Raw genomic sequence first — 17,095 nt, 5'->3', positions numbered from 1 at the left:
GCGTCAACGGGCGGGACCACCGGGGGCGGGGATACCGGAACCGGTGGAGGAGCAGGTGCAACCGGTACGACAGTGAACATCAACACCGCTGACCTCGCCGGGCTGACCACGTTGAGCGGGGTGGGGGAGAAGACCGCGCAGGCGATCATCGACTGGCGTGAGGCCAACGGCCCGTTCACCGCGCCCGAGCAACTCATGGAGGTCAAGGGCATCGGCCCGGCGAAGTTCGAGGCGCTGCGGGACGCCGTCAGTGTCTGACCTGTCTGAACGACACAACCGGCCCGACCGGCCCGACCGGCCCGGAAGGCTCTACCCGGACCCGGACCTCACGCCGGCCCCCGGCACCGGTCGCGCCTGGACTGTTCCGGACCGCGACCCGCACAGCCCCGCTGCCCTGCGGCGTCGCCGTGGCCCGGACCTGCGGCTCGCCCCGGTGGCACTCACCGTGTGGCTGGCAGTCACCCTCACCGTTGTCACGAGGACGCCATGGCCACTTCTGGTCACCGGCACACCCGTCCTGATCACAGCGCTGGTGGTCGTGGTGCGACGGTGGGGCCGTCGGAGACGTCGACGACCCGGCCTCACCGGCACCCGGGCCGCATTCGTGCGCACCGGCGTGCTCGCCGGACTGTGCGCTGCGGTGTGGTCGGCACGGGCGGCCTGGCTGGTCCACCGGGCCGACCGGCATCCGTGGCTGACCGGCACCTCCCGGCGGTTCACCGGGGTCCTTGAACTGGTCGGGGCACCGAAACGGCTCACCGGGGGAAGCCTGCTGGCACCGGTCGACGTCCCCGGTTTGGGGACGGTGCCGCTGTTCATCTCCCCGGACGGCGTACCGGGCGACACACCGGCCGGTTCGTCGACAGTCACCGACCCCCTCGCCGTGATCCTCGACCTCCAGCCGGGCAGTGAGTTGGCGGTCACGGCGACGGTCCGTGCGTCCGACCGGCCCGGCATCGCCCCGGTCACGCTCTCTGCGGTGTCCACGCCGGAACCGGCTGACGGGCCCGACGGCATCTCCGCGGTGACGGCACATCTGCGCGACGGTCTGCGGGACGCCGCGTCCCACCTGCCCGACGCCGCCTCTGACCTGGTGCCGGGGATGGTCGTCGGGGATGTCGGCGGGCAGGACCCCGCCACCCGGACCGAGTTCCTCGCCACGGGACTCTCCCATCTGACCGCCGTGTCCGGGGCGAATCTGGCGATCGTCTCCGGCGGGGTACTGGTGCTGGCGGGAGCTCTGGGCGCCGGTAAACGGGTGCAGGTCTTCCTCGCCGCCGCCTGCCTGACAGCCTTCGTCGTCCTCGTCGGCCCGGAACCGAGTGTGCTGCGTGCCGCCGTCATGGGTCTCGTCGGACTGGTCGCCGTGTTCAGTGCCCGCCGGACCCACGGGTTTGCCGCCTGCTCGGCCGCGGTACTGCTGCTCCTGCTCATCGACCCGGGCCTGGCCGTGGAGTACGCCTTCATCCTCTCGGTCGTTGCGACCGTCGGCATCGTCGCCGTCGCACAGCTGATCTCCCGACGCCTGCTGCAGTACTGGACCGGCCGGAGGGCCGATCACCGCACCCCGGTCGGTTGGCAACGCAACCTCTGCCAGCTCATCGGGGTGAGTCTGGCCGCCGACGTCGTCACCGCCCCGGTCATCGCACATATGACCGGGGTCATCTCACCGACCGCCGTGATGGCGAATCTGCTCGCCGGCCCCGCAGTTCCGGTGGTTACGGTGGTGGGTATGGTCGGCGCCCTGCTCGCCGGCGCGTGGGTGCCGGCCGGTGCGGCGGTGCTGTGGATCTGCGCCCCCTGCGCAATGTGGATCACGCAGGTCGCACACACCCTCGCCAGGGTCCCGGTGCTGTCGGCGACCGCCGGTTGGTGGGCTGTGGTAGCCGTCGCGACCGTGGGGACGGCGCTGGTCACGGTGGTGGTCTCCGCCCGGTGGCGTTCCACGGCCGTCGGCGTTCTCAGCGTCGCCCTGGTGGTCGGGGCAGCGGCCTGGCGGAGTGGATCACTCACCGCCGGGCCGTACCCCACACCTGCAGTCACACCACGGTTCGGTGCGGGCATCGACCGGACCTGGGCCGAGAACCTCGACGATGTGACCGGCTGGCGGATCGGGGTGCGGTGGACCGACGACGGTCCGGAGCTGCTGAGTCCAGGGGACAATCCAGGGGAGACCGATGACAACACCGACCCCACGGTGCAGGTAGTCACCGTGGCCGACGATGAGAGCGTCCTGCGTCATGAACAGGCTGCCTCCGGGACCGGCACGCGGCGTCCTGAGCTGTACGTAGTGACCGCCTGCGGACGCTCCCGCGGCATGCCGAGCATGACGCCGGTCGGCGTGCCCGTGGCCTACCCCTGCCGCGACGGCACAGTGCTGCTCGCCGGGGACGGACTGCATGCCTCGGGGCGTGGGTGAGCAGCCCCGGCGGGCTGTCTACTATGGCGGTCATGGCTCCAGCGTCTTCCGTGTCGTCCACGCAACCGTCGGCCACCGCGCAGATGTACCTCATCGTCGGCGGGGACGACTTCCTCGCCGAACGACGACGCACCGCGATCGTGGACCGGGCGCGGCGCTCCGCCGGCAACCCTGACCTGCCCGTGGAGATGCGCAAGGTCAGCGAGATCGACGCCGGGGAACTCGCCGAACTGCTCAGTCCGTCCCTGTTCGCCGAAGACCGCATCGTCGCGGTCACCGGGCTCGCCGAGGCGTCCAAGGACACTGCCGGGCTCATCGAATCCGCCGTCGCCGACCCCGCGCCGGGTGTGGTCCTGATCCTCCAGCACTCCGGCAAGGGACGCCAGAAGGCACTGGTCACCAGCCTGCCGAAGAAGGCGCCCGTCGGTGCCCTCCAGGTGCTCTCCGCCGAGGAACTCAAGGGCCGGGAACGGGCCGGTTTCATCGACGCCGAGTTCCGGGACGCCGGGGTGCGCGTCAGTCCGGATGTCACCGAGGCCCTGCTGGACGCCGTGGGTACCGATCTGCGTGAACTGGCCAGTGCGGTCAGTCAGCTCATCTCCGATACCGGCGGCAAGGTCACCGCCGCCGCGGTCCACCGCTACTACCAGGGATCGGCCGAAGTCTCCGGCTTCGATGTGGCCGAGTACGCGGTGTCCGGCCGTACCGACCAGGCGGTGGGGGCGGCGCGCCGGGCACTGCAGCTGGGCGTCCCGCATGTGCTGCTGGCCTCCGCGCTGTCCGGGACGGTGGGGGACATCGCCAAGGTGCACGGGGTGGGACGGATCAACGCCAGGGCCCAGGCCAGTGAGTTCGGTATGCCGCCGTGGAAGCTGGAGAAGACTGTCCGGCTGGCACGGGCGTGGTCGGCGGCGGGGGTCGCCGCAGCGGTCCAGGTTGTCGCGGAGCTGGACGCCGGGGTCAAGGGCTGGGCGGCGGACCCCGAGTACGCGGTTGAGGATGCTGTCAGACGTATTTCCGTTCTCGCGCGGGGGTAACAAGAATCACCCCCTAAGGGGTGTTTCGGAGCACAGTTCGCAAGGTTCCGCCGAGCGGATCTGGCGGCCTGCAGGGGTTTCTCTGAGATGTCTCCCCCATATAGGGGGCTGTAGCTGGGGGTGAATAGTCGGTTTACTGTGGTTAATCCGGGCATACAGTGGGGTCTGGGACTTACCCCCACGTTCTCCACACAAAGGAGCCGACAATGAATCCCCGGACCCGGGTACTCACAGGGACGGTGCTCGCCCAACTCGGACTGGGCACCGTCTACTCGTGGTCTATCCTCAACCCCGCACTGGCCGACAAGTACGACACGAAGACCTTCAGCATCGCGATCACCTTCTCGATCATGATGATCTGTCTGTCGGTCTCGACCCTGACGATCAACTGGCTGCAGGCGAAGTTCGGCGTCCGCAATGTGCTTGTCGTCTGCGGTGTGGTCCTGGCCGTCGGCCTGTTCCTCGCCGCGTTCATGCCGAATGTCATCCTGCTGTACCTCACCGCCGGCGTCATGGTCGGTATCGCCGACGGCATCGGTTACCTGCTCAGTCTGACCAACTGCCTGCGCTGGTTCCCGGAGAAGGCGGGCACCATCTCCGGCATCTGTGTCGGCGCCTACGGCCTGCCCGCCTTCATCCTCCCGCTCGTCGTCACCCCGGTGCTCGGCGACGCCGAGGACGGCTACCCCGGGCTGCGGACCTGTTTCATCCTCTGGGCGGTCATCGCCGCCGTACTCATCATCGGTGGTGGTGTGCTGCTCAAGGACGCCCCGGAGATCCCGCACTCCGAGACCCCGTCCGCCGGCGAGTACAGCCGGACCCAGATGCTGCGTACGCCGCAGGCCTACCTGCTGTTCTGGGGCATCACGGCGTTCTGCTTCGCCGGCCTGTTCATCATCGGTAACGCCGGTGGTGCCGCCGCGGACGCCGCCGACCCGAAGAAGTACCTCATCGGTACCACGGTCACCCTGGTCTCCCTGGTCGCCCTGGCGAACACCGCCGGACGTTTCCTCTTCGGCTGGCTCTCCGACCGTGTCTCCCGCACCCTCATCGTCGCCTGCTCTCTGACGGTGCTGACCGTCATGTCGGTCGTCGTCGGTCTGGCCTGGCGTCCGGAACCGTGGCTCTACATCCTCGCCTTCCTGCTCTTCGGCGCAGCCTTCGGCGGCTGCATCACCATCTACCCGACGATCGTGGGCGACTACTTCGGCCACAACAACCAGGCGAAGAACTACTCGATCATCTACCAGGGGTTCGCCTGCGGTGCGGTCATCACCCTGATCTTCAACACCCTGATGTCCAATGACGCCCTCGGGTTCGGTACCGCCCTGCTCATCGGCTCCGTCTTCCTCGCGATCGGCGCGGTCATCCTCTTCCTGGTCAAGGCCCCCGGCCCGCCGCCCGCGGAGGACACCGCCACCACCACGACCCCTGAATCCGTCAACGTCTAGCAAAGGACAGTGACCACAAATGTCTGACACCACAGCAACCGCCCCGGTCGTCGACTTCGCCGCCGTCAAGGCAGGTCTCGGCGAGGAGTACGACAACCCCGTCCAGGTCCTCGACGAGAACCACAAGGTCGTCAACCAGGAGGTCTTCGACACCTTCACCGACGACGAACTCGTCCACTTCATGGAGATCATGCTCCGCGAGCGCGGCCTCCACGAGCAGACCACCGTCTTCTCCAAGCAGGGACGCCTAGGCTTCTACGCCCCGACGCTCGGCCAGGAGGCCAGCCAGCTCGGCAGTGTCACCGCATTCCAGCCGCAGGACTACCTCTTCCCGAGTTACCGTGACCTGCCGCAGATGATCGAGCACGGTGCGATCACTCCGGCCCAGGGCTTCCTCTGGTCCCGCGGCCACGTCCAGGGCAACCGCATGGCCGACGGCCACCGCAGCTGGTACCCGCAGATCATCATCGGCGCGCAGCACATCGCCGCCGCGGGCGCCGCGCTCGGCCTCAAGAAGAACGGGGAGGACGCCGTGGCGTTCTCCTACTCCGGTGACGGATCGACCTCGCAGGGTGACACCTACGAGGGACTCAACTTTGCCGGAGCATTCCAGGCCCCGCTCGTCATGATCATCCAGAACAACGGCTGGGCGATCTCCGTGCCGCGCGACTACCAGACCCACACCCGCACCCTGGCCCAGAAGGCCGTCGCCGCCGGCGTCCCGTCGGTGCAGGTCGACGGCATGGACATTCTCGCCGTCCACGCCGTGGCCAAGGCCGCCCGTGACTTCGCCGCCGCCGGCAACGGCCCGGTGATGATCGAGACCCTGACCTACCGCTTCGGTGCCCACTCCTCGGCCGGCGACGACCCGTCCCGCTACCGCACCCACGGGCAGGAGCAGCCCTGGTTCGACAAGGACCCGCTGAACCGCCTGCGTGAGCTGCTCACCGAGAAGGACCTGTGGTCCGCCGAGCACGAGGCCGAACTGAAGGACGCCTACAAGAAGGAGTTCCGCGCCGCCATCAAGGAGGCGGAGGCCGCTCCGCACCAGACCGTCACCGAGTTCCTCACCAACACCTTCGAGGAACCCACACCGAACATCGTCAAGCAGCTGGAAGAAGCGGCCGCTGCAGAGGCTGAGGAGAAGTAACCATGACCACCATGAGCTACATCGAGGCCGTCACCAGTGCCCTCGACAACGTTCTCGCGGAGGATCCGAAGACCCTCATCTTCGGCGAGGACGTCGGTAAGAACGGCGGCGTCTTCCGCGCCACCCAGGGACTCCAGGACAAGTTCGGTGAGGACCGTGTCTTCGACACCCCGCTGGCCGAATCCGGCATCCTGGGGCTGTCCATCGGACTGGCCGCCACCGGCTGGCGTCCGGTCCCGGAGATCCAGTTCTCCCCGTTCTCCTTCGAGGCTGCGGACTCGCTGATCGGGCAGATGTCCCGCAACCGCTTCCGCACCGCCGGCGACATCGCCCAGCCGATCACCGTGCGCTCCCCGTACGGCGGCGGCACCCACACCGCCGAGCTGCACTCCGACAGCATCGAGCACGTCTTCGCCGGTGTGCCCGGTCTGCGCGTGGTCGCCCCGTCCTCCGCCTATGACGCCAAGGGGCTGCTTGTCTCGTCGATCGAGAACAATGACCCGGTCCTCTTCCTCGAGCACCTCAAGCTCTACCGTTCGATCAAGGAGGACGTGCCGGAGGACATCTACCGCATCCCGCTCGACAAGGCCAACGTCGTCCGGCAGGGCACCGACATCACCCTCGTCGCCTACGGTGCGATGGTCCAGGAGTGTGTGACGGCCGCCGAGGAACTGGCCAAGGACGGCATCGCCGCCGAGGTCATCGACCTGCGCACCATCTCGCCGATCGACACGGACACCATCTTCACCTCCGTCGACAAGACCTCCCGTCTCGTCGTCGTCCAGGAGGCGCAGAACATGGCCGGTGTCGGCGCCCACGTCGTCACCGAAGTCGCGGAAAACCGGATCCTGTCGCTGGAGGCCCCCATCGGTCGCGTCTCCGCCCCGGACTCGGTCTACCCCTTCGCCGTCGACGAGCACGCCTGGCTGCCGGACGCGTCGAAGATCGTCGCCAAGGCCCGCGAAGTCCTGAGCTACTAGAGCCGTCAGAGCCACCGAGGAGCACATCATGGCTTATTCATTCATCATGCCGGAGCTGGGCGAAGGCCTGGCCGAGGGAACCATCTCCAACTGGCTGGTCGCCGAGGGTGACACAGTCGAGGAGGACCAGGACCTCGTCGAGATCGAGAACGACAAGGCGGTCACCGAACTGCCCTCGCCAGTCGACGGCACAGTGCAGAAGATCAACTTCGGGCCCGGTGACGTCGCCAAGGTCGGTGACGTACTCATCGTCATCGACGACGGCTCGCCGGACACCGAAGGCGACACCGTCGAAGACGCCGACCACCCGGCCGTCATCGCCGACGCCACCGCCCACGAGGAGCACTCCGCCAAGGGCGGTGCCGATGAGGCGGTGACCGCCCAGGAGAACCCGGTCAACCGGCAGACCCGCCCGGCAGCCCCGACCGAGCCTGGTACGACCCCCACCGACGTCGCACCGCTGCGCAACGGCGACCCCGCTGTCGCCGAGGCCCAGGGCACCCGCGTCCTCGCGATGCCGTCGGTGCTCCGCTACGCCCGCGAGCGCGACGTGGACATCACCACAGTCACCCCGACCGGAGCCCACGGCCACGTCACCCGCGGTGACATCGACCGTGCTTACGGAGCCTACGGTGCGCCGAAGGTTGCTGAGGCCGCCGACGCCGGCGCAGAGACCGCGTCCGAGCAGGACGCCGCGGCGTCCTCCCCGGTCGCCGCCGCGCCCGCGCCGGTGCGTCCGACCGAGGACGACCGCCGCGAAGCCTACGCCGGTATCCCGGCGGCGACCGGCCGGGCGATGTCCGCGTCCCACGCGTCCATCCCGCCGGTCACCAACTTCGGCGAGGTCGAGGTCTCCAGGCTGCTCAAGCTGCAGAAGAAGTACAAGGAGCACGCCGCCGAGCAGGACGTACACCTCACCGTGCTGCCCTTCATCGTCAAGGCGCTCGTCGCCGCGATGAAGAAGTACCCGGTGCTCAACGGCGCGCTGGACACGGAGACCAACGAGATCGTCTACCACGCGGCCTGCAATGTCGCGATCGCCACTGACACCCCGCGCGGGCTCTACGCCCCGGTGGTCAAGGACGCCGACCGCGCCAATGTCCTCGAGATCGCCAAGGTCATCGGCGACAATGCCGGCAAGGCGGCCGAAGGCAAGCTCTCCGCGGACGACATGTCCGGCGCCGGCGTCACCGTGAGCAACCTCGGTGGTGTCGACGGCGGCTGGTTCACCCCGATCATCAGCGTGGGCCAGTCCGCGATCCTCGGCGTGGGCCGTGCCGTCAAGGCGCCCTATGTCAACGACGAGGGTGAGCTGGCCGTCGGCCGGATGATGAAGCTCTCGCTGACCTACGACCACCGCATCATCGACGGTGTGCGCGGCCAGGAGATCCTCAACACGGTCATGCAGCTGCTGCACGACCCGAACCTGCTGGTCATCGAGGGTTAGAAGGAGAAAACCATGGCCAAGGAACTGGAACAACACGGCACCGTCATCATCGGTGCAGGTCCCGGCGGGTACGTCGCCGCGATCCGTGCGGCGGAACTCGGACAGCAGGTCACCGTCATCGAGGAATCCGACACCCTCGGCGGCATCTGCCTCAACGTCGGCTGCGTGCCGTCCAAGGCACTGATCTCGGCCGGTAAGCGGCTGAGCCAGGCGCAGGACTCCACCATGTACGGGATCACCACCGGTGACGTCTCCTTCGACTTCGCTGCCCTGCAGGACTGGAAGCAGCACAAGGTCGTCGACCGGATGACCAAGGGCATCGAGGGGTTGTTCGACAAGCATGGGATCGAGGTCGTCCGTGGCTCCGCGATGCTGGTCAGCGACACCGAGATCCAGATCATGCCCGCCGGCCCGCAGCAGTTCATGAGCGTCACCGAACCGCGGCGGATCGCCTTCACCGACCTGATCATCGCCACCGGGTCGCGCCCGGTCGAGATCCCCGGCTTCCAGATCAGCGGACGCGTCATCGACTCGACCGGTGGACTGGGGCTGGAGAGTCTGCCGAAGGAGCTCGTCGTCATCGGCGGCGGCTACATCGGCACCGAGCTCGCCGGCGCCTACGCTGACTTCGGTACCCACGTCACCATCCTCGAGGGCACCGACCAGATCCTCCCCGGCTTCGAGAAGGACCTGGTGAAGGTCGTCGCCAAGAAGCTGAAGTCCAAGGGCGTCACGCTGCTCACCGGGGTGCGCGCGAAGCACTCCGAGCAGCATGACGACGAGGTCTCCGTCACCTACGCCACCAAGGGCGGTGAGGAGAAGAAGGTCACCGCCGACTACTGCATGATCACCGTCGGCAGAACGCCGAACACCGACTCCCTCGGTCTCGACGCCACCGGTGTGACGCTCGACAAGCACGGCCTCATCGAGGTCGACGCGCGCGGCTTCACCGGTGTGGACCACATCTGGGCCGTCGGTGACGTGACCATGGGCCCGGCTCTGGCACACATGGCCTTCATGGAAGGCAAGACTGCCGCCGGTGCCATCGCCGGACGCCCTGACGCCAACGAGTACTTCGCTGTGCCGGCGGTGTGCTTCTCGGACCCGGAGATCGCGACGGTCGGCATGACCGTGGCCGAGGCGGAGAAGAACGGGCTGACGGTCAACTCCTCCCAGTTCCCCTTCGCCGGCAATGCGCGCGCCGTGTCCCTGGGTGAGGGCGAGGGTTTCGTCCGCCTGGTCTCGACGATCGACACCGGAACGCTGGTCGGTGCACAGATCGTGGGTCCGGGTGCCTCCGACCTCATCTCGGAACTGTCCGTGGCGGTGAACTGCCAGCTCAACGTGGAGGACATCGCCCTGACCATCCATCCGCACCCGACGCTGGGTGAGCCGGTGGCCGAGGCCGCGGACATCGCGATCGGGCTGCCGACGCACCTGTAGGACTTCCGTAGGGGGTCCTCCAGGACGCCAGGATGAGTCGTCGGGCAGAGTCGACCGCCACCGCGTCGGGGGTAGCGAAAACCACCCCCGCCGCGGTGGCGGTCCTCGTCATGTTCAGGGGGCACAACCTCTGCAGACGGGGGAGGTGTCAAGTATGTGGACACAGGTATGTGGACAGAAGGGTAGCCGGGCCGCGGGGGAGCGGCCTAGCGTTGTCGGCGTTGCCGCCGATGTGACACTGGGCACAAAAACCTTGCACTGTGACTTGTGCCGGTCCGTCGGCGGCGCGAATCTACCGTTGCATCCCCTCCGAGAGGACCTTCCTTGTCTGCTCCGACGATCGACCGTACCGACCTCAACGACCGGGTCCTCACCTGGTTCGCGGACTTCGCCGACGCCCTGGCCACCCCGGACGCCGAGGCCGCGGCCTCCGCCACCGCCGACCTGTTCGTCGAACAGGGCTACTGGCGTGACCTCACCACCTTCACCTGGAACCTGCACACCGCAGAAGGCCGGGAGAGCATCGCCGACCTGGTCAAGGGGACCCACGGCACCGGCAACCTCACCATCAGTGAGGTCGCCATCGACCGCGACGCCGTCATCGAGGACGCCGTCGACGGCTCCGGTACCGACATCTTCGCCTTCGTCACCTTCGAGACGCCGGTCTTCACCGCCCGCGCCCTGATCCGCCTGAAGAACGAGGGCACCGACGAGGCCCCGGTCGACAAGTGCTGGACGCTGCTGACCTCGGCACGGGAGCTCAAGGCACGTCCGGAGAAGAAGCGGCGCAACCGGATCCAGGGTGCCGAGCACGGCGTCCACGCGGACCGGAAGAACTGGGCGGACCACAGGGCCGAGCGCCGCGAGAACCTCGGCTACTCCGAGCAGCCCTACGTCGTCATTGTCGGCGGTGGTCAGGGAGGCATAGCCCTGGCGTCCCGCCTGAAGCGGCTCGGTGTGCCGACGCTGGTCGTGGAGAAGTCCGCCCGCCCCGGTGACCAGTGGCGCGGCCGGTACCACTCCCTGTGCCTCCACGACCCGGTCTGGTACGACCACCTGCCCTACCTGCCGTTCCCCGATGACTGGCCGGTGTTCACGCCCAAGGACAAGATGGGCGACTGGCTGGAGCACTACACCGGCATCATGGACCTCGACTACTGGAACAACACCACCTGCGAGCGGGCGTCCTACGATGAGGCGTCCGGCACCTGGGAGGTCGTCGTCGACCGTGACGGTGAGCAGGTCGTGCTGCGGCCCGAGCAGCTGGTGCTGGCCACCGGCATGTCCGGTGTGGCGAACAAGCCGACCTTCCCCGGGCAGGAGAACTTCCGCGGCGAGATCCGGCACTCCTCCGAGCACCCCGGCGGCGAGACGGACAAGGGACGCCGCGTGGTCGTGCTCGGGGCGAACAACTCCGCCCACGACATCTGCGCCGACCTGTGGGAGAACGGGGCACAGCCGGTGATGATCCAGCGGTCCTCGACCTACATCGTCAACTCCGACAAGTTCATCAAGCACGTCACCAGCGGCCTCTACTCGGAGGATGCCCTGGACGCCGGCATCGACACCGACACCGCGGACCTCATGTTCGCGTCCTTCCCCTACAAGGTGCTGCCCTACGCGCAGCGGCCCGGGTCGGACGCCATCCGTGAGGAGGACGCCAAGTTCTACGCCGATCTCGAGAAGGCCGGGTTCATGCTGGACTACGGCGACGACGAGACCGGCCTGTTCCTCAAGTACCTGCGTCGCGGCTCGGGCTACTACATCAACGTCGGTGCATCCCAGCTGGTCATCGACGGGTCCATCGAGCTGCACTCCGGTGTGGGGATCGAGCGGTACACCGAGGACGGTGTGGTGCTCACCGACGGCACCGAACTGCAGGCGGACGTGGTGGTGCTGGCCACCGGCTACGGTTCGATGAACGGCTGGGCCGAGCGGCTGATCAGCCCGGAGGTCGCGGACAAGGTCGGCAAGTGCTGGGGCCTCGGCTCGGAGACGACCAAGGATCCAGGTCCGTGGGAGGGCGAGCTGCGCAATATGTGGAAGCCGACCCAGCAGGAGAACCTGTGGTTCATGGGTGGCAACCTGCACCAGGGCCGCCACTACTCCCGCTACCTGTCGCTGCAGCTCGCGGCCAGGCATGAGGGACTGGACACGCCGGTGTATGCGCTGGCGCCGTCGTACCACGAGAAGTAGGTGGCGGCCTACCCGGTGAAGAGGCCCGCGGCCTTGATGATGGTCTGGATCACGCCGTAGGACAGGGCGGCGACCACGATGAACGCCAGACCCGAGGCGACGGTCGTGTAGAGACCACCGGCGGTGGTGGCGGTGCCGTTCGAGCGTGCGTCGGAGGCCTGGGCGGCAGCGGCGCGGTCGGCACGGACCTTCTCCTCGACGATCTCCGGATCCTCGACGTGCTTCTCGTTGACCTTGCGGACCAGCAGGTTCGCTATGAAGCCGACGACCAGCACACCGACCATGATGAACAGGGACAGCCGGTAGAGGTCGAATCCGGAGTGACCCGCGTCCTCCTGGGACTCGACGACGGAGTTGACGATCAGCGGGCCGGCGATACCGGCGGCGGACCAGGCGGTGAGCAGGCGACCGTGGATCGCGCCGACCTGGTAGGTACCGAAGAGGTCCTTGAGGTAGGCCGGGATCGTCGCGAAGCCGCCGCCGTAGAAGGATAGGATGATCAGCGCGCAGATCACGAACAGGGCCAGGGAGTGTGAACCGAGGCTCGCGAGCAGCAGGTAGAGCAGCGAACCGAGACCGAGGTAGAGGATGTAGGTGTTCTTGCGGCCGATGTAGTCGGAGACGGTGGACCAGACGAAGCGTCCTCCCATGTTGAACAGCGACAGCAGGCCCACAAATCCACCAGCAGCCACCGCCGTAATAGCGAAGGAGTTCTGGATCATCGGGGAGGCGGACTCGAGGATGCCGATACCCGCGGTGACGTTGGTGAACAGCACGATCCACAGCAGCCAGAACTGCGGCGTCCTGATCGCGCTCTTCGCGGAGACATTGCCGGTGGTCTGGTGGGAGCGTGCCGGGGTCTTCGCCGGCGTGTAGCCCGCCGGCCTCCAGTCCGGGTGCGGCAGACGGATGACGAAGGCGCCGAGGGCGATGATCACCAGGTAGATGATCGCCAGGGTGAGGAAGGTGGCCGGCATGCCCGGGGTGAGGGAGTCCGGGTCGTCACTGAACAGCGACATGAGGTCGTTGGACAGCGGGCTGGCGATCAGCGCGCCACCACCGAAGCCCATGATCGCCAGGCCGGTCGCCAGGCCGGGGCGGTCCGGGAACCACTTCATCAGCGTGGATACCGGGGAGATGTAGCCGATACCTAGGCCGATGCCGCCGATGAAGCCGTAGCCGAAGTAGACCAGCCACAGCTGGTCGGTCCAGATTCCGAGAGTGGCGACGAAAAAGCCGACGACCCAGGCGGTGCCGGAGGCGACCATGGCCTTACGGGGGCCGACGCGTTCGACCCACGGGCCGAAGAGTGCGGCGGAGATGCCGAGCATGCCGATGGCCACGGAGAAGATCCAGCCGGTGGCGACCTCACCGACCTCGAAGTGCTCGGCGAGCGGGGCCTTGAACACGGAGAAGGCGTAGGCCTGCCCGATACTCAGGTGGATGGCGAGGGCGGCGGCGGGGATGAGCCACCGGTTGAAGTTCACGGGCGCGATGATGGCGTCCCGGTCCAGCACGGACATGGGGGTCTCCTTAGGGCGTCATGTATCCGGGCCGAATGTACCTTCTGTGAAACCGGATGAGTATCCCACGTCACACCTGGTACCCCCGTTCGCCCAGGGAACACTCGTACTCTGGGGTCCATGTCTGAACTTCCCACACTGCCCACCACCGTCGACGAACTGCTGTCCACCGTCACTGTCCCGTTGGAGCGCCGTCCGGACGGGGATGTCGTCTCCTCCCGGGCTGTCCACGACCCCGCGACCGGCCAGGTCATCGGCCTGGCCCCGGTCCACGGCGCCGAGGAGGTCGATGAGGCCGTTGCGGGGGCCAAGGACATCCAGCCCGAGTGGGCGTCCTGGTCCCCGGCGGAGCGCGCGGAGGTGCTGAACCGGGCGGCGGATGCGGTGGACGCTGTTGCCGGGCCGCTGGCTGAACTGCTCAGCCGGGAGACCGGTAAGCCGCTGAACGGCCCTAACGCCCGCTTCGAGGTCGGGGCGTGTTCGGCGTGGCTGCGGACCGCGGCGTCCCTCGAGGTGCCGGAGGAGACGGTGGTCGATGACCGGGAGAGCGGCGGGACGCGGGCGACGCTGACGTGGCGTCCCGTGGGGATTGTCGGGGCGATCGGCCCGTGGAACTGGCCGATGATGATCAGTATCTGGCAGATCGCGCCGGCGCTGCGGATGGGCAATGCGGTGATCGTGAAACCGTCGGAGAATACGACGCTGTCAGTTCTCGCGCTGGGTTGGGTGCTCAACCAGGTGTTGCCCGCCGGGGTGCTCACTGTCGTGCCGGGGGAGCGGGAGGTCGGCTCGGTCATCGCGGGGCACCAGGACATCCGCAAGGTGATGTTCACCGGGTCCACCGCGACGGGACGACGCATCGTCGAGGCCAGTGCGGGCAACCTCAAGCGGCTCACCCTGGAGCTCGGAGGGAACGACGCCGGCATCGTCCTGCCCGATCTCTTCGACGGCGCGACTGCCGAGCGGCGCCGCGAGATCGCGGAGACCTTGTTCTGGGGTGCGTTCATCAACACCGGCCAGACCTGTGCGGCGCTCAAGCGGCTCTACGTGCCCGACGAGATCTACGACGAGGTCTGTCGGGCGCTGGTGGAGGTCGCCGAGAAGGTGCCGATGGGCATGGGGCTGGAGGAGGAGAACCTGCTCGGTCCGCTGCAGAACCGGGCGCAGTTCGACATCGTCGACCGGCTCGTGGAGGACGCGAAGGCCTCCGGTGCCACGGTGCTGTGCGGCGGTAACCCGGACCGGGACGCGCCGGGCAACTTCTACCCGACGACGCTGGTCGCCGACATCGACGGGGACGCCGCGCTGGTCACCGAGGAGCAGTTCGGCCCGGCATTGCCGGTCATCCGGTACGTTGACCTGGATGACGCGGTGGCCGAGGCGAACCGGTCGGAGGCCGGGCTGGGCGGGTCGGTGTGGTCGGCAGACGCGACGGCGGCCCGTGAAGTCGCGGCCCGGCTGGAGGCCGGCACGGTGTGGATCAACAACCACGGTGCGGTCGATCCGCGGATCCCGTTCGGTGGGGTGAAGGGGTCGGGTTACGGCCTGGAGTTCGGGGTCGAGGGGCTCAAGGCGGTGGCCGTGCCGCAGGTCATCAACGGGTGATGCGCTGCGTGACCTGTGCCCGGGGGGCCGCAGTGTCAGAGGGTGATCCAGTAACGACGGATGAGGACGCCGTCCGGGTCGGTGCGGCGGTCCTCGAGGACGCCTCCGCAGGACTCGATGACCGTGGAGGAGCCGATGTTGTCGTCGTCGTAGGCGACCAGGGCGCGGTCGGTGCCCCGGGCGGCGAGCAGTGCAAGGGACTTCCGGAGGATCTCGGTGGCGTATCCGTGGCGGCGGTGGTCGGGGGCGACGGCGTAGCCGATGTGGCCGTCGTAGTGGAGCAGGTGCTCGGTGAGCCCGTAGCGGACCGAGCTGCGTCCGATGACTGTCGTCGTCCCGTCGTCGGCGGTGATCTCGGCGAGGAGGAAGTCGGCGGGCAGCCAGCCGTCGGGGAGGTCGGTGCCCTCATGCTGGTTGCGGACACTGGCGAGGAAGGCAGCGTAGTCGGCGCCGTCCGTGCGTTCGGCACCGAGCGTCCCCGCGCCGGCGAGGAAGTCGAAGTTGCCTGTGGAACAGGCGCGGTTCAATGCCCGGACGGCGTTGTCGTCATCGGCGGTGGGGAGGCGGAGTGTGAGCGCGGAGGCTCCGGGGGTGGGGGTCACCGGAACGCCTGCTCCCCGGTGAGCGCCTGACCGATGGTGAGTTGGTGCATCTCCGCGGTCCCCTCGTAGGTCAGCACAGATTCCAGGTTGTTGGCGTGCCGTAGCGGGGAGTGGTCCAGGGTGATACCGGACGCGCCGAGCAGTGTGCGGCACTCGCGGGTGATCTCCAGGGCGACGCGGGTGGAGTTCAGCTTGCCGACGCTGATGCGCGGCGGGGTCAACTGCCCGGCATCTTTGAGTCGGCCGAGCTGCAGGGCCAGCAGCATCGACTTGTCGAGCTCGACGGTCATGTCGGCGAGCTTGGTCTGGGTGATCTGGAAACTGCTCAGCCGCCGGTCGAAGACATCCCGGGTGCCGACGTAGTCGATGGCGGTCGTCAGGGCGTCGCGGGCAGCGCCGAGTGCACCCCAGATGATCCCGTAGCGGGCCTCGTTGAGGCAGGTCAGCGGGCCACGCAGGGAGTTGACACCGGGCAGTCGCCGGGAGTCCGGCAACCGGCAGTCCTCGAGGATGATCTCACCGGTGATCGAGGCGCGCAGGGAGAGCTTGCGGTGGATCTCCGCGGTGGAGAAGCCGGGGTCGCCCTTCTCCACGATGAAGCCGGCGAAGCCAGGCTTCCCGTCGCCACGGTCGTCGGTACGGGCCCAGACTACGGCGACATCGGCGACCGGGGCGTTGGTGATCCACATCTTCGTGCCGTTGAGAATCCAGTCGGCGTCCTCCCCGGAGCCGTCGCGGATCGCCCGGGTACGCATGTTCGCGGGGTCGGAGCCGGCGTCCGGTTCGGTGAGCCCGAAGCAACCGAGGGCGGTGCCGGCGGCCATGCCCGGCAGGTAGTGCTCCTTCTGTTCCTCCGAACCCCAGTGGTGGATCGCGAACATGGCCAGCGAGCCCTGGACGGAGACCAGCGAGCGCAGGCCGGAGTCGACGGCCTCGATCTCCATGCAGGCCAGCCCGTAGTCGACGGCGGACATCCCGGGGCAGCCGTAGCCGTCGAGGTGCATACCGAGGACGCCGAGTTCGCCGAACTCCGGTGCGAGATCGTTGACCGGCAGTGCCCCGGCTTCGAACCAGTCATTGACGTGGGGACGCAGTTCACGGTCGCCGAAGTCCGCGACGGCGTCCCGGATCTGCCGTTCCTCGTCGCTGAGCAGGGAGTCGAAGCCGATGAGGTCCAGCGGGGTGGTTGTCGCGGAGGACGCAGTGGTTCTCGTCATGAAGACACCGTAACCCTTTCGTGGT

Annotated in this window: 13 protein-coding genes; 10 read left to right on the top strand and 3 right to left on the bottom strand. The window is 67.8% G+C overall.

Going from position 1 to position 17,095, the window contains the following annotated elements:
• The 9 genes from Q0A27_RS02745 to Q0A27_RS02705 all read left to right on the top strand — a co-directional run.
• The coding region (locus Q0A27_RS02745; RefSeq protein ID WP_291473546.1) for a helix-hairpin-helix domain-containing protein at positions 1 to 258 on the top strand (258 nt) is incomplete at its 5' end.
• Positions 251 to 2,419 carry a ComEC/Rec2 family competence protein gene (locus tag Q0A27_RS02740; protein WP_291473545.1) on the top strand — a complete coding sequence of 723 codons (2,169 nt, stop codon included), beginning with the start codon at positions 251 to 253 and terminating at the stop codon, positions 2,417 to 2,419. The genes Q0A27_RS02745 and Q0A27_RS02740, both read left to right, overlap by 8 nt.
• Before the next feature lie 23 nt (positions 2,420 to 2,442).
• Complete coding sequence (holA, locus tag Q0A27_RS02735) at positions 2,443 to 3,456, top strand: DNA polymerase III subunit delta (RefSeq protein WP_291473544.1); 1,014 nt, start codon at positions 2,443 to 2,445, stop codon at positions 3,454 to 3,456.
• A 206-nt stretch (positions 3,457 to 3,662) separates the two neighbouring features.
• Positions 3,663 to 4,907, top strand: a complete 1,245-nt coding sequence (locus Q0A27_RS02730) for an OFA family MFS transporter (protein ID WP_291473543.1) — start codon at positions 3,663 to 3,665, stop codon at positions 4,905 to 4,907.
• Between the two features lie 19 nt (positions 4,908 to 4,926).
• Complete coding sequence (locus tag Q0A27_RS02725; protein WP_291473542.1) at positions 4,927 to 6,057, top strand: thiamine pyrophosphate-dependent enzyme; 1,131 nt, start codon at positions 4,927 to 4,929, stop codon at positions 6,055 to 6,057.
• 2 nt (positions 6,058 to 6,059) lie between these two features.
• The gene (locus tag Q0A27_RS02720) at positions 6,060 to 7,037 is read left to right on the top strand and encodes an alpha-ketoacid dehydrogenase subunit beta (RefSeq protein ID WP_291473541.1); all 978 of its coding nucleotides are present in this window, start codon (positions 6,060 to 6,062) and stop codon (positions 7,035 to 7,037) included.
• A gap of 28 nt (positions 7,038 to 7,065) precedes the next feature.
• Positions 7,066 to 8,484 carry a dihydrolipoamide acetyltransferase family protein gene (locus Q0A27_RS02715; protein ID WP_291473540.1) on the top strand — a complete coding sequence of 473 codons (1,419 nt, stop codon included), beginning with the start codon at positions 7,066 to 7,068 and terminating at the stop codon, positions 8,482 to 8,484.
• Between the two features lie 12 nt (positions 8,485 to 8,496).
• Positions 8,497 to 9,927 (top strand): dihydrolipoyl dehydrogenase, encoded by a 1,431-nt coding sequence (gene lpdA, locus Q0A27_RS02710; protein ID WP_291473539.1) that lies wholly within the window; start codon positions 8,497 to 8,499, stop codon positions 9,925 to 9,927.
• A gap of 399 nt (positions 9,928 to 10,326) precedes the next feature.
• On the top strand, positions 10,327 to 12,123 hold the full coding sequence (locus tag Q0A27_RS02705; protein WP_291473547.1) for an NAD(P)/FAD-dependent oxidoreductase: 1,797 nt from the start codon (positions 10,327 to 10,329) through the stop codon (positions 12,121 to 12,123).
• Positions 12,124 to 12,131: 8 nt separating this feature from the next.
• Here Q0A27_RS02705 and Q0A27_RS02700 read toward each other — a convergent pair whose 3' ends face one another.
• Positions 12,132 to 13,646: an OFA family MFS transporter gene (locus Q0A27_RS02700; RefSeq protein ID WP_291473538.1), complete on the bottom strand. Its 1,515-nt coding sequence runs from the start codon at positions 13,644 to 13,646 to the stop codon at positions 12,132 to 12,134.
• Between the two features lie 120 nt (positions 13,647 to 13,766).
• On the opposite strand from Q0A27_RS02700, the gene Q0A27_RS02695 reads away from it, so the two are divergent.
• Positions 13,767 to 15,251, top strand: a complete 1,485-nt coding sequence (locus tag Q0A27_RS02695) for an aldehyde dehydrogenase family protein (RefSeq protein WP_291473537.1) — start codon at positions 13,767 to 13,769, stop codon at positions 15,249 to 15,251.
• A 35-nt stretch (positions 15,252 to 15,286) separates the two neighbouring features.
• On the opposite strand, the gene Q0A27_RS02690 is transcribed toward Q0A27_RS02695, so the two are convergent.
• Positions 15,287 to 15,853, bottom strand: coding sequence for a GNAT family N-acetyltransferase (locus Q0A27_RS02690; RefSeq protein WP_291473536.1), 567 nt, complete (start codon positions 15,851 to 15,853; stop codon positions 15,287 to 15,289).
• Entirely contained in the window at positions 15,850 to 17,070 is a 1,221-nt protein-coding gene (locus Q0A27_RS02685) for an acyl-CoA dehydrogenase family protein (protein ID WP_291473535.1), read from the bottom strand. Before Q0A27_RS02685 ends, Q0A27_RS02690 begins: the two co-directional genes overlap by 4 nt.
• Positions 17,071 to 17,095: the final 25 nt, after the last annotated feature.

This window comes from Corynebacterium sp. (genome assembly GCF_022712275.1).
In the GTDB taxonomy this organism is placed as follows: domain Bacteria; phylum Actinomycetota; class Actinomycetes; order Mycobacteriales; family Mycobacteriaceae; genus Corynebacterium.
Note: the sequence above shows the minus strand (reverse complement) of the source record. Positions and strands in the feature narration are given on the sequence as shown.